The sequence below is a fragment of the Streptomyces sp. NPDC050856 genome, from assembly GCF_040653855.1.
In the GTDB taxonomy this organism is placed as follows: domain Bacteria; phylum Actinomycetota; class Actinomycetes; order Streptomycetales; family Streptomycetaceae; genus Streptomyces.
Genome location: NZ_JBFAGV010000006.1, coordinates 251,405 through 264,301, shown reverse-complemented (window position 1 = coordinate 264,301; position 12,897 = coordinate 251,405). Strand labels below are relative to the sequence as shown.

The window sequence follows — 12,897 nt, the reverse complement described above, 5'->3', positions numbered from 1 at the left end:
ACTCATCGCGTACTCATCGAGTGCTCATCGCAATCTCGACCTACTTCCAACTCGCGAGGTACCTGACCGCACGGGATCCCGTGCCGTTCTTCTTACAGATTCCGCTGCTCGACAAACCGGCGAATTTCCGCGGTGTCGAGCGGACCCTGGACCCGGAGGGCCCTCGGGAACGCCCGGCGGCGGACCGCCAGGTCGAGACAGACGGAGGCGGGATGCACATAAGCACCCCGGCCGGGCAGCGTACCGCGAGGATCGGGGGCACAGTCGCCCTCGATCGCCACGATGCGCAGCAGTTCGCTCTTGACCGCTCGCTCCCGGCATCCCACACAGGTTCGCTCAGGGCATGCGCGGGCATGCGTCCGGCCAGACACAGCTAAGTCTACCTCCCCGTACCGACCTCACCCCTTTGAGGCAAAAATCGAACGGTTGTTGTCGTGATCTCGCCATGCCACAACGTGACCATGGCGTGATCTATTCCCACCGGATCCGGCGGGACGCGCTCAGTCCCGGTCGCCGGGCTGCTCGGTGTCCGGGCGGATGTCGATGCGCCAGCCGGTGAGGCGGGCGGCGAGGCGGGCGTTCTGCCCCTCCTTGCCGATCGCCAGCGAGAGCTGGTAGTCCGGCACCGTCACCCGGGCGGAGCGGGCGGCGAGGTCGACGACCTCCACCTTGGAGACCCGGGCCGGGGAGAGGGCGTTGGCCACCATCTCGGCCGGGTCGTCCGACCAGTCGACGATGTCGATCTTCTCGCCGTGCAACTCGGCCATGACATTGCGCACACGGCCGCCCATCGGGCCGATGCAGGCGCCCTTGGCGTTCAGGCCGGACCGGGTGGAGCGTACGGCGATCTTGGTGCGGTGACCGGCCTCGCGGGCGATCGCGGAGATCTCGACCGAGCCGTCCGCGATCTCCGGGACCTCCAGCGCGAACAGTTTCTTGACCAGATTGGGATGCGTACGCGAAAGGGTGACGGACGGGCCGCGCACTCCCTTGGCGACCCGCACCACGTACGTGCGCAGCCGCAGGCCGTGCGTGTACTCCTCGCCCGGGACCTGCTCCTGCACCGGCAGGATCGCCTCCAGCTTGTCGTCCAGCCGGACCAGGACGTTCTTGGGGTCCTTGCCCTGCTGCACCATGCCGGCGACGACGTCGCCCTCCCGGCGGGCGTACTCGCCGAAGGTGACGTCGTTCTCGGCGTCGCGCAGCCGCTGCTGGATGACCTGGCGGGCGGTGCTCGCGGCGATCCGCCCGAAGTCCGACGGGGTGTCGTCGAACTCCTTGGGCTCCTGCCCCTCCTCCAGGTCGGCCTGGTCCTCCTTCGCCCACACCGTCACATGACCGCTCTGGCGGTCCAGCACGACACGGGCGTGCCGGCGGGCACCCTCGGTGCGGTGGTAGGCGATGAGGAGGGCCGACTCGATCGCCTCGACCAGCAGGTCGAAGGGGATCTCCTTCTCTTGTGCCAAGCCCCTCAGGAGCTTCACGTCGATGTCCACGGCTACGCCTCCTCTTCCTTCTTGTCCTTGCGGTTGAACTCGATCTCCACACGCGCCTTCGCGATCAGGGGGAACTCCACGCGGCGGGCGGTGGGCCTGCGCCCCTTCACGCCCGGTACTTCGAGGTCGAGTCCTTCGTCGTCCACCGCGAGGACACGGGCCACCACGTCGTCGCCCTCGTGCAGCTGGAGTCTGACCAGCCGGCCGGTGGCGCGTACGTAGTGGCGGTGTTCGGTCAGGGGGCGGTCGGCGCCGGGGGAACTCACTTCGAGGACGTACTCGCCCTCTCCCATCGCGTCCGTCTCGTCCAGCTTCCCGGAGATGGCGCGGCTCAGCTCGGCACAGGCGTCGAGCTCCACGCCCTCGTCCGAGTCCACCACGATCCGGAGCACTCGCCGCCGGCCCGCCCGGGACACCTCGATCTCCTCCAGATCCAGGCCCTCCGCGCTGACCAGCGGTTCCAGCAGCCCGCGCAGCCTTTCGCTCTGGGTGGTGCTCATCCGGGTGACTCCTCGGCCGCGTGTGCTGTTGTGGGATCGTCGTGTGTCAGACAGAAGGGTATCCGGTCGCGAGGGGTGTTGCCGTCCACCACCGGCCGACCCGCGGGTACGCTCGCCTGCGGTGATCTTCGAACGGGCCGAGGGAGTGACGCGTGGGGCGCACGGGGACGACACGCAGGCGCGCGCTCCTGCTGACGGGCGCGGCGGCCACCGCGACGGCCACCGGTCTGCTGACCGGGTGCTCCACGGACGGCGACCCGGACGGCCCGGCGGCGCGCGAGCGCGCGGCCCGGGCGGAGGAGGCCCTGCGCCGCCGGTCCACCGCGACGAGCGCGGTGCTCCTCGCGCGCTACGACGCGGTGCTGGCCGCCCACCCCCCGCTGGGCGCCCGGCTGGCCCCGCTGCGGGCGGCGGTGGCCGCGCACACGGCCGCCCTGGCCCCGCCCGGAACGGCTTCGCCGGCGGCCCCTCCGACGGGGGCGGCACCGAGCCCCGCCACGGCCCCCTCCCCCTCGCCGCCCGCCGCGCGCCGGCCCGCCGTGCCGGCCGACCCGGCCGCCGCGCTGCGCGAGCTGGCCACGGCCTCCCGGCGGACCGCCGACGCCCACACCGCCGCCCTGCCGGCCGCCCCGCCGGAGTACGCCCGGCTGCTCGCCTCGGTGGCCGCCGCGGGCGCCGCGCACGCCTACCTGCTGTCCACGGCCCCGGGGAGCGGCTCGTGAGCGCCCTGGACGCCGTCCGGGCGGCGCTGGCGGCCGAGCACGCCGCGGTGTACGGGTACGGGGTCGTCGGCGGCCGGGTCGGCGACGACCGCGAGGACGAGGCCACCGCCGCGCACGCCGCGCACCGCGCCCGGCGCGACGCGCTGGAGCGCACCGTGCGCGACCTGGGCGGTACGCCCGAGGCGTCCGCCGCCGCCTACGCACTGCCGTTCCCGGTGCCGGACGGGCCGGCCGCGGTACGGCTGGCCGCCGAGCTGGAGGACCGGATCGCGGGCGTCTACGCCGACCTCGTACGGGCCGCGGAGGGGCCGCTGCGGCGGGAGGCGGCGGCCGCGCTGCGGGAGGCGGCCGTGCGGGCCGTGCGCTGGCGCGGCAGCGGCGTAGCCTTTCCGGGGCTCGCCGAGCGACGGTGAGTCCGGGCAGAGCTCGGAAAGGGGAACGACGCGCGCATGGGTTTCGAACCGCCGCAGCGGCTGGCGCGGGCGCTCGGCGAGACGTACGGCGGGGCCGCCGCCCAGGAGTGGCTGGACCGGTTGCCCGGTGCGGCCCGCGAGGCCCTGGCGCGGGGCGGGCTGGAGGCCGAGCGGGCCGTGGTCCCGGGGGGCCGCAGCAGTCTGGTGGTGCTGGTACGGCGGTCCGGTGGCGAGCCCGCCGCGCTGAAGCTGGCCCCGCCGTTCGCGGCGCCGGAGCTGGAGCGGGCCGCGCTGGCGCACTGGAACGGTTGGGGCGCGGTACGGCTGCTGGACGGAAGCGGCCTCGGGCTGCTGCTGGAGCGGCTGCACCCCGAGGTGTCGCTGCGCTCCCTGCCCGAGGCCAAGGCGCTGCTGGAGGCGGCGGGCACGGTGCGCCGGCTGTGGGTGGAGCCGCCCGCCGGGCACGGCTTCGAGTCGGTGGCCGAGCGGACGGCGCGGCAGGCCGAGGCGATGCGCGGGCAGCCGGACGCGCAGGCGCGCGCCCTGGTCGACGCCGCGCTCGACGCCCGGGAGGCGCTGGTGGCGGACGCTCCCGAGCGGCTGCTGCTGCACGGGAACTTCCGCCAGGGCAAGGTCCTGGCCGCCGACCGGGTGCCGTGGCTGGCCGTCGGGCCCGATCCGCTGGTCGGTGAGCGGGCCTACGACCTGGCCCGGCTGGTGCGGGACCGGGTGGAGGACCTGGTCGCGGCGGCCTCGGGGGCCGCGGCGGGCCGGCGCCGGGTGAACAGGCTGGCCGACTCGCTGGACGTGGACCGCGAGCGGCTGCGCGGCTGGACGCTGTTCCGGGCGGTGGAGTCGGGCACCCGGGCGCTGGCGGCGGGGCGGCGGCAGGACGGCGAGCTGCTGCTGGAGTTCGCGAGCTGGCTGTAGAGCTCCCCAGATGGCCCCATAGGTGCGATATTGGGCATACGCACCCGTAACACCCGGCTCGGACGGCAGGGGGTTGTCATGGTCGAGGAGCTGATCGCGGCGGTCGCGGCGACGGGGTCCGTGGGCGCGGTGGGCCTGGCGGCCGCCGCCCGGATCGTCAAGCAGTACGAGAGAGGTGTGGTGCTGCGGTTCGGCCGGCTCCGCAGCGGCGTCCGGTCGCCCGGTTTCACACTGGTCGTGCCGTTCGTCGACCGGCTGCACAAGGTCAACATGCAGATCGTGACCATGCCGGTGCCCGCCCAGGAGGGCATCACCCGCGACAACGTCACGGTCCGGGTGGACGCGGTGGTGTACTTCAAGGTCGTGGACCCGGCGGCGGCGATCATCCGGGTCGAGGACTACCGGTTCGCGGTCTCCCAGATCGCCCAGACCTCACTGCGCTCGATCATCGGCAAGAGCGACCTGGACGACCTGCTCTCCAACCGGGAGAAGCTCAACCAGGGGCTGGAACTGATGATCGACAACCCGGCGGTGGAATGGGGCGTGACCATCGACCGGGTGGAGATCAAGGACGTCTCGCTGCCGGAGACGATGAAGCGCTCGATGGCCCGCCAGGCCGAGGCCGACCGCGAGCGGCGGGCCCGCGTCATCAACGCGGACGCCGAGCTCCAGGCGTCGAAGAAGCTGGCGGAGGCGGCCTCGGAGATGTCCGCGCAGCCCGCCGCCCTCCAACTGCGGCTGCTGCAGACCGTGGTGGCGGTCGCCGCCGAGAAGAACTCGACGCTGGTGCTCCCCTTCCCGGTGGAGCTGCTGCGCTTCCTGGAGCGGGCCGCCCAGAACCCGCCCGCCCAGCCGGCGCAGACCCAGCCGCAGCCGCACCTGGTGCACCACATACACGAACCGGCGCCGCCCGTCCCGGTGCGGGACGACGACGCCGGTACGGCGGGCTGCATGTGACGGCCGCGCGGACCGCCGCGGGCGGCGTCGCGCGGGTGGTCAGGCGCCGAGGCGGGCGATCGCCTCGTCGACCGTCAGCTCCTCGCGCTCACCAGTGCGGCGGTCCTTCAGCTCCAGGACGCCCTCGGCCGAGCGGCGGCCCGCGACCAGGATCTTCGGTACGCCGATCAGCTCCGCGTCGGTGAACTTCACCCCCGGGGAGACACCCGCCCGGTCGTCGACCAGGACGCGCAGACCGGCCTCCCGCAGCTTCTCCGACACGTCGAGCGCCAGCTCGGTCTGGAGCGCCTTGCCGGCGGCGACCACGTGGACGTCGGCCGGGGCGATCTCGCGGGGCCAGCACAGGCCCTGCTCGTCGGCGTGCTGCTCGGCCAGGGCCGCGACCGCGCGGGAGACCCCGATGCCGTACGAGCCCATGGTGACGCGGACCGGCTTGCCGTTCTGGCCCAGGACGTCGAGCTGGAAGGCGTCGGCGTACTTGCGGCCGAGCTGGAAGATGTGGCCGATCTCGATGGCGCGGTCCAGCTTCAGGCCGGTGCCGCAGTGGGGGCAGGGGTCGCCGTCCTGGACCACGACGACGTCCAGGTACTGGTCGACCTCGAAGTCCCGCCCGGCGACGACGTTCCTCGCGTGCGTGCCGGGCTTGTTGGCCCCGGTGATCCAGGCCGTACCGGGCGAGACGCGCGGGTCGGCGATGTACCGGACCTTGTCGAGGCCCCGCGGGCCGACGTAGCCGCGCACCAGGTCGGCGCGGCCCTCGAAGTCCTCGGCGGTGACCAGCTCGACGACGGCCGGGGCCAGGTGGTCCTCCAGCTTGCCGAGGTCCACCTCCCGGTCGCCGGGCACACCGACCGCGACGATCTCGCCGTCCACCTTGACCAGCAGGTTCTTCAATGTGTGGGAGGCCGGGACGCCCAGGTGCGCGGCGAGCGTCTCGATGGTCGGCGTGTCGGGGGTGTCCAGCTCCTCGACCGGGCCGTGCGCGGTCGGGTCCTCCGGCTGCTGCTGGAACGTGACGGCCTCCGTGTTGGCGGCGTAGTCGCAGTTCGGGCAGTGGACGAAGGTGTCCTCGCCGGCGGCGGCCGGGGCCAGGAACTCCTCGGAGGCCGAGCCGCCCATGGCGCCCGACACCGCGGAGACGATCTTGTGCCGGAGGCCGAGCCGGTCGAAGATCTTGATGTACGCCTGGCGGTGCAGCGCGTACGACTCGGCCAGGCCCTCGTCGGTGGTGTCGAAGGAGTACGAGTCCTTCATCTGGAACTCGCGGCCGCGCAGGATGCCGGAACGGGGACGGGCCTCGTCGCGGTACTTGGTCTGGATCTGGTAGAGGATCACCGGCAGGTCCTTGTAGGACGTGCACTGGTCCTTGACCAGCTGGGTGAAGATCTCCTCGTGGGTGGGGCCGAGCAGGTAGTCGCCGCCCTTGCGGTCCTTCAGGCGGAACAGCTCGGCGCCGTACTCCTCCCAGCGGCCGGTCGCCTCGTAGGGCTCCTTGGGCAGCAGCGCGGGCAGCAGGACCTCCTGCGCGCCGATCGCGTCCATCTCCTCGCGCACCACGCGCGAGACGTTCTCCAGGACCTTCATGCCGAGCGGCAGCCAGGACCAGATGCCCGCGGCGTTGCGGCGGACGTAACCGGCGCGGACGAGCAGCTTGTGGCTGAGCGTCTCGGCGTCCGCCGGGTCGTCGCGCAGTGTCTTGACCATCAACCGGGACATGCGCTGGACCTGGGCCATGGGGAACTCTCCTGCGGTGAAAAGTGTGATGGCTAGGAGGTTAGCCCTGGGGTACCTGCTGGCGGAAATCAGTTGGGGCCGCCCACCGCGGCGGCCGGGCGCCCCTCACCCCCGCCGCAGCGGCAGCGCCGCCCCCATCACGGCGTACGGCTTCGCCGCGCTCGGGAAGTGCACCCGGCGGGCCAGGTCCTCGTAGCCGAGCGCGCGGTACAGCTTGCGGGCCGGGTTCTCGATGTCGATGGCGGAGAGGATGGAGCGCGGCTCCTCCGCGGTGTCGGTGATGGTGGTGATCAGCTCGCGGCCGATGCCCCGGCCCTGGAAGGCGGGGTGGACGTGGAGCTCGGTGATGACGAAGGAGCCGTCCAGCCAGTCGTCGGTGCCGGTGTTGCGCAGGTACGGCTCCACGACGGTGGACCACCAGTGGGCGCGGTCGTTGGGCATCCCGTACACGAAGCCGACCAGCCGCCCGTCGCCGGTCAGCGCGCCGTACGCGCGGGCGCCGGGGCTGAGCAGGTGGCGCAGCACGATGTGGCGGCGCACCGCGACCTCCTCCTCGCTCAGTCCGAAGGCGAGGGCCTGCACGGCGAGGGCGTCGTCCACGCGCACGGCGAGGTCGACCGGTCCCACCGCGACGTCATCCACGTCATCCATGCGCCGAACCCTAGCTTCAGAAGAGCACGCTCATGAAAGCGCCGACCTCGCGGAAGCCGACGCGGCGGTACGCGGCGCGGGCGGGGGCGTTGTAGTCGTTGACGTACAGGCTGACGAGCGGGGCGACATCGGCGAGCGCGTAGCGCAGCACGGCCGCCATGCCGGTCTCCGACAGGCCCCGCCCCCGGTGCTCGGGGGCCACCCACACGCCCTGGATCTGGCAGGCCCGCGAGGTCGCCGCGCCGATCTCGGCCTTGAAGACGACCTTGCCGTCCTCGACGCGCGCGAAGGACCGGCCCGAGCCGACGAGTTCGGCGACGCGGGCCTGGTAGAGCAGCCCGCCGTCGCCGGCCACCGGTGAGACGCCCACCTCCTCGGTGAACATCGCCACGCACGCCGGCATGATCACGTCCATCTCGTCCTTGCGGACGCGGCGCACGTACGGGTCGGGCGTGATGTCCGGCGAGGGGCGGTCGGCGACCATCAGCGGCTGGTTGGGGCGCACGTCGCGGGCGGGGCCCCAGCTCGGTTCGAGCAGCCGCCACAGCCTGGCGGTGGGTCCGGCCGGGCCGACGATGGAGGAGCAGCGGCGGCCGGCCCGGCGGGCGCGGTCGGCGAAGGCGCGGACGGCTTCCGGGGTCGCGCCGACGGGCACCAGGTTGGCGCCCGAGTAGCACAGCGAGCGCAGCCGCCCGTCGGCGTACCAGCCCCACATCTCGCCGCCGAGGCGCCAGGGGTCGAGCCCCGCGGCCTGGACGCGGGAGGTGACGAAGGCGTTGGCGACGGGGTCGCTCTCCAGGACGGCGAGCGCCGCGCCGAGGTCGCTGGGTTCGAGGACCCGGGTGGTGGTCTGCGTCAACACGAGGGGGGCCTCACCATGCGGTCTGACAGGTCCTGGCACTGTACCCGGCGTGGCGGAGGCCATGTCGGGTCGCCCGGGCCGTGAGCCGGGCGCCCGGCGGGACGGGGGCGGGCGGCGCGAAGCCCCGCCGCGGGCAGCGCGACGGGGCTTCGGGACGTACCGGGGGGGCGGGCTGCCGGGTCAGCTGATGGAGACCTGCGGTTCGCCGGAGGGGATGCCGTCCTTCTCCATCTGCTCGGCGATCTTCATGGCTTCCTCGATCAGGGTCTCGACGATCTTGGACTCCGGGACGGTCTTGATGACCTCGCCCTTGACGAAGATCTGGCCCTTGCCGTTGCCGGAGGCCACCCCGAGGTCGGCCTCACGGGCCTCGCCGGGGCCGTTGACGACACAGCCCATGACGGCGACCCGCAGCGGCACCTCCATGCCCTCCAGGCCCGCCGTCACCTCGTCGGCCAGCTTGTACACGTCCACCTGCGCCCGGCCGCACGACGGGCACGAGACGATCTCCAGACGCCGCTGGCGCAGGTTGAGCGACTCCAGGATCTGGATGCCCACCTTGACCTCCTCGGCCGGCGGGGCGGACAGCGAGACCCGGATCGTGTCACCGATCCCCTCGCTGAGCAGCGCCCCGAAGGCGACCGCCGACTTGATCGTGCCCTGGAAGGCCGGACCCGCCTCGGTCACCCCGAGGTGCAGGGGGTAGTCGCTGGCCGCCGCCAGCTGCCGGTACGCGGCGATCATCACGACCGGGTCGTTGTGCTTGACGGAGATCTTGATGTCGCGGAAGCCGTGCTCCTCGAACAGCGACGCCTCCCACAGCGCCGACTCCACCAGCGCCTCCGGCGTGGCCCTGCCGTACTTCTCCAGCAGCCGCTTGTCCAGCGATCCGGCGTTCACGCCGATCCGGATGGGCACCCCGGCGTCGCCCGCCGCCTTGGCGATCTCCTTGACCTTGTCGTCGAACTGCTTGATGTTGCCCGGGTTCACCCGCACCGCCGCACAGCCCGCGTCGATCGCCGCGAACACGTACTTCGGCTGGAAGTGGATGTCGGCGATGACCGGGATCTGCGACTTGCGCGCGATCACCGGCAGGGCGTCCGCGTCGTCCTGCGTCGGGCACGCCACCCGCACGATCTGGCAGCCGGACGCGGTCAGCTCCGCGATCTGCTGCAACGTCGCACCGATGTCCGACGTCCTGGTCGTCGTCATCGACTGCACCGACACCGGGGCGTCACCGCCCACGGCCACCGACCCGACCTGGATCTTGCGGCTGACCCTGCGCTCGGCGAGCTTGGTCGGTACGGACGGGATACCGAGAGAAATCGCGGTCATCTGCTGTGCAACCCCAAGGTGTGGATCGAGGTCCCGAGATCGGCGGGCTCCAGCCTCCGAGATTACCGCTTCGCACGGACGCGGCCGGACACCCAGGGGGTGCCCGGCCTCGCCGGACGGCTCGCCCGCGCGTACCGCTAGGAGATCTTCACCGGGTTCACGATGTCCGCGACCAGCACGAGGAGCGTGAAACAGATGAAGATTCCCGCCACCACATAGGCGACCGGCATCAGCTTGGCCACGTCGAACGGGCCCGGGTCGGGGCGACGGAAGACCTTGGCCACGTGCCGGCGCAACGACTCCCACAGCGCGCCCGCGATGTGCCCGCCGTCCAGGGGCAGCAGCGGCAGCATGTTGAACAGGAACAGCGAGAGGTTGAAGGTGGCCAGGAGCATCAGGAACGAGGCGACGATGTTCTGCGCCGGGATGTCGAGGTTCATCACCTCACCGCTGATGCGGGCCGCGCCGACCACGCCCACCGGGGAGTCGGCCTTGCGCTCGCCGTCGCCGAAGGCGGCGGCCCACAGGTCGGGGATCTTGGACGGCAGGGCGAGGACGGAGTCGACACCGCTCTCGATCATGTCGCCCATGCGGTCCACGGACTGGCCGAAGCTGAGCGGCAGGATCTCGGTCTTCGCGGCGAAGCCCAGGTAGCCGGCGGGTACGTACTCCTCCGGGATCACCTTGCCGTCGGCGTCCTTGGCGACCACCTCGTTCTTGATGAGCGTGGGGTGCAGGACCAGTTCCCTGCCGTCGCGCACGACGGTCAGGGTGGCCGGGCCGATGGTGTCGCGGATGCGGGCGGACAGCTCGGGCCAGTCGTCGACGCGCTCGCCGTCGAAGGCGACGATCCGGTCGCCCGCCTTCAGGCCGGCGGCGTGGGCGGGCGAGACCGGGTCGCCCTTGGCGCAGGTGTCGCGCTTCTCGCTCTGCTCGATGACGCACTTCTGGACGCCGGCGACCTGGGTGGTCTCGGTCTGCATGCCGAAGGTCATGCAGACGCCGAGGAAGATGGCGACGGCCAGGACCAGGTTCATGAAGGGGCCGGCGAACATCACGATGACGCGCTTCCACGGCTTGCGCGTGTAGAACAGCCGGGTCTCGTCGCCGGGCCGGAGCTCCTCGTACGCGGCCGAGCGGGCGTCCTCGATCATGCCGCGCCACGGCGAGGTGGACCGGGCCTCGATCCGGCCGTCCTCGCCCGGCGGGAACATGCCGATCATCCGGATGTAGCCGCCGGCCGGGATGGCCTTGATGCCGTACTCCGTCTCGCCCTTCTGCCGCGACCAGAGGGTGGGCCCGAAGCCGACCATGTACTGCGGTACGCGGATGCCGAAGAGCTTGGCCGTGGAGAGGTGGCCGAGCTCGTGCCACGCGATGGACACGAGCAGCCCGACGGCGAAGAGCGCGATGCCCAGGATCGTCAGAACAATGGTCATGCGCGCGCCTCCGCGGTCGCCTCAGCCGCCAGTTCCCGGGCCCGGGCACGTGCCCAGGTCTCGGCCTCTAGGACGTCCGTCACCGTCAGCGGGGTTCCCCGGTCGGGCGCCCCGTGTTCGGTGACCACGGCGGTCACCGTATCCATGATGCCGTTGAACGGCAGCCGTCCGGCGAGGAACGCCGCCACGCACTCCTCGTTGGCCGCGTTGAACACCGCCGGGGCGGTGCCGCCCAGCTCGCCCACCCGCCGGGCCAGGCCCACCGAGGGGAAGGCCTCGGTGTCCAGCGGGAAGAACTCCCAGCTCGACGCCTTGGACCAGTCGAAGGCGGGGGCCGCGTCGGGGACCCGCTCGGGCCAGCCGATGCCGATGGCGATCGGCCCGCGCATGTCGGGCGGGGTGGCCTGGGCGAGGGTGGAGCCGTCCGTGAACTCCACCATCGAGTGGACGTACGACTGGGGGTGCACGACGACCTCGATGCGGTCGAAGGGGATGTCGTACAGCAGGTGCGCCTCGATCACTTCGAGGCCCTTGTTGACGAGTGTCGCGCTGTTGACGGTGATCACCGGGCCCATGGCCCAGGTGGGGTGCGCCAGCGCGTCCTCCCGGGTGACATGGGCCAGCTCGGCCCTGGTACGGCCGCGGAAGGGGCCGCCGGACGCGGTGACGACGAGCTTGCGCACATCGCCCCGGGAGCCGGCGGCCAGCGCCTGGAACAGGGCGGCGTGCTCGGAGTCGACCGGGATGATCTGGCCCGGCTTGGCGACGGCCTTCACCAGCGGGCCGCCGACGATCAGCGACTCCTTGTTGGCGAGGGCGAGGGTGCGGCCCGCTTCGAGGGCGGCGAGGGTCGGGGCCAGGCCGATGGACCCGGTGATGCCGTTGAGCACCGTGTGGCACGGGGAGGCCGCGAGCTGGGCGGCGGCGTCCGGTCCGGCGAGGATCTCCGGCAGTGGCTCGGAGCCGTAGTTCTCCCTCAGCGCCTCCCGCAGCGCGGGCACGGCGTCCTCGCGGGCCACCGCCACCGTACGGACCCGCAGACGGCGCGCCTGCTCGGCGAGCAGCCCGGCCCGGCCGCCGGCGGCGGAAAGGGCGGTGACGCGGAACCGGTCGGGGTTGCGCAGGACCAGGTCGATGGCCTGGGTGCCGATGGACCCGGTGGAGCCGAGGACGACGATGTCCCGGCGGCCTTCGGCCGGATCGAAGGCGATGTGCGGGTCGGCGAGGGGGGCTGGGCTGTCGCTCATGCCCCCCATTCTTGCCGCATCGGCGGGGTGCCCCGACCCGGTGTCCCCCGTCGTGGCGTTTTCAGCCGGTGACGCGCCAGTGCGCTTCGAACACCCGGTGGAAGGCGGGGAAGGTCTTCCGTACGCGACCGGGGTCGTCGAACCGGATCCCGGGCGTGCGCAGGGCGGTGACGGCGAACGACATCACGACGCGGTGGTCGCCGTGGGTGGCGATCTCGGCCGGGCGCGGGGTGCCCGGGAGGATCTCGATCCAGTCGGGGCCGGTGGTGGCCGTGATGCCCAGGCGGCGCGGGTTCTCGGCGCGGGCCGCCAGCCGGTCGCACTCCTTGACGCGGGTGTTGGCGACGTCCTCGATACGGACCGGGCCGTCGGCGAACGGGGCGAGGGCGGCCAGGGTCGGCATGGTGTCGGAGATGTCCCGCACGTTCACGGTGAGCCCGCGCAGCCGGCCGGTGCCGCGCACGGTGCTGGCCTCGGCGGTGGTGCGCACCTCGGCACCCATGCGGCGCAGCACGTCGGCGAAGGCCGGGTCGCCCTGGAGACGGACCTGGAGCCGGGGATGTCGATGACGGTCACGGCGCCCACCCTGCCGTTCGGGGCCGGGCGGGCGC

13 protein-coding genes and 1 pseudogene are annotated in these 12,897 nt (G+C 72.5%); 4 read left to right on the top strand and 10 right to left on the bottom strand.

Annotated elements, in window-relative coordinates:
- Positions 1-92 precede the first annotated feature (92 nt).
- The 3 genes from AB0H53_RS08765 to rimP form a co-directional block, all read right to left on the bottom strand.
- A complete protein-coding gene (locus AB0H53_RS08765; RefSeq protein WP_362108984.1) occupies positions 93-371 on the bottom strand; it encodes a YlxR family protein in 279 nt (92 codons plus the stop codon).
- Positions 372-500: 129 nt separating this feature from the next.
- Complete coding sequence (gene nusA / locus AB0H53_RS08760) at positions 501-1,496, bottom strand: transcription termination factor NusA (protein WP_362108982.1); 996 nt, start codon at positions 1,494-1,496, stop codon at positions 501-503.
- A gap of 2 nt (positions 1,497-1,498) precedes the next feature.
- Positions 1,499-1,996 carry a ribosome maturation factor RimP gene (gene rimP / locus AB0H53_RS08755; RefSeq protein WP_362108980.1) on the bottom strand — a complete coding sequence of 166 codons (498 nt, stop codon included), beginning with the start codon at positions 1,994-1,996 and terminating at the stop codon, positions 1,499-1,501.
- 152 nt (positions 1,997-2,148) lie between these two features.
- Here rimP and AB0H53_RS08750 point away from each other — a divergent pair, with 152 nt between their 5' ends.
- The 4 genes from AB0H53_RS08750 (at position 2,149) to AB0H53_RS08735 (ending at position 5,018) form a co-directional block, all read left to right on the top strand.
- Positions 2,149-2,718, top strand: coding sequence for a hypothetical protein (locus AB0H53_RS08750; RefSeq protein ID WP_362108978.1), 570 nt, complete (start codon positions 2,149-2,151; stop codon positions 2,716-2,718).
- On the top strand, positions 2,715-3,131 hold the full coding sequence (locus tag AB0H53_RS08745; RefSeq protein WP_362108976.1) for a DUF4439 domain-containing protein: 417 nt from the start codon (positions 2,715-2,717) through the stop codon (positions 3,129-3,131). Before AB0H53_RS08750 ends, AB0H53_RS08745 begins: the two co-directional genes overlap by 4 nt.
- A gap of 36 nt (positions 3,132-3,167) precedes the next feature.
- The gene (locus AB0H53_RS08740; RefSeq protein WP_362108974.1) at positions 3,168-4,061 is read left to right on the top strand and encodes an aminoglycoside phosphotransferase family protein; all 894 of its coding nucleotides are present in this window, start codon (positions 3,168-3,170) and stop codon (positions 4,059-4,061) included.
- 78 nt (positions 4,062-4,139) lie between these two features.
- Complete coding sequence (locus tag AB0H53_RS08735; protein WP_362108972.1) at positions 4,140-5,018, top strand: slipin family protein; 879 nt, start codon at positions 4,140-4,142, stop codon at positions 5,016-5,018.
- Between the two features lie 39 nt (positions 5,019-5,057).
- On the opposite strand, the gene AB0H53_RS08730 is transcribed toward AB0H53_RS08735, so the two are convergent.
- The 7 genes and pseudogenes from AB0H53_RS08730 to AB0H53_RS08700 all read right to left on the bottom strand — a co-directional run.
- Positions 5,058-6,752 (bottom strand): proline--tRNA ligase, encoded by a 1,695-nt coding sequence (locus AB0H53_RS08730; protein WP_362108970.1) that lies wholly within the window; start codon positions 6,750-6,752, stop codon positions 5,058-5,060.
- A 105-nt stretch (positions 6,753-6,857) separates the two neighbouring features.
- Positions 6,858-7,403 carry a GNAT family N-acetyltransferase gene (locus AB0H53_RS08725; RefSeq protein WP_362108968.1) on the bottom strand — a complete coding sequence of 182 codons (546 nt, stop codon included), beginning with the start codon at positions 7,401-7,403 and terminating at the stop codon, positions 6,858-6,860.
- 16 nt (positions 7,404-7,419) lie between these two features.
- The gene (locus tag AB0H53_RS08720; protein WP_362108966.1) at positions 7,420-8,265 is read right to left on the bottom strand and encodes a GNAT family N-acetyltransferase; all 846 of its coding nucleotides are present in this window, start codon (positions 8,263-8,265) and stop codon (positions 7,420-7,422) included.
- Between the two features lie 180 nt (positions 8,266-8,445).
- The gene (gene ispG / locus AB0H53_RS08715) at positions 8,446-9,600 is read right to left on the bottom strand and encodes a flavodoxin-dependent (E)-4-hydroxy-3-methylbut-2-enyl-diphosphate synthase (protein ID WP_362108964.1); all 1,155 of its coding nucleotides are present in this window, start codon (positions 9,598-9,600) and stop codon (positions 8,446-8,448) included.
- 137 nt (positions 9,601-9,737) lie between these two features.
- The gene (locus AB0H53_RS08710; RefSeq protein ID WP_362108962.1) at positions 9,738-11,039 is read right to left on the bottom strand and encodes a site-2 protease family protein; all 1,302 of its coding nucleotides are present in this window, start codon (positions 11,037-11,039) and stop codon (positions 9,738-9,740) included.
- Positions 11,036-12,286, bottom strand: a complete 1,251-nt coding sequence (dxr, locus tag AB0H53_RS08705; protein ID WP_362108960.1) for a 1-deoxy-D-xylulose-5-phosphate reductoisomerase — start codon at positions 12,284-12,286, stop codon at positions 11,036-11,038. Before dxr ends, AB0H53_RS08710 begins: the two co-directional genes overlap by 4 nt.
- A gap of 61 nt (positions 12,287-12,347) precedes the next feature.
- Positions 12,348-12,827: pseudogene (locus AB0H53_RS08700) on the bottom strand (3-phosphoshikimate 1-carboxyvinyltransferase); the annotation flags it as partial.
- Positions 12,828-12,897 lie beyond the last annotated feature (70 nt).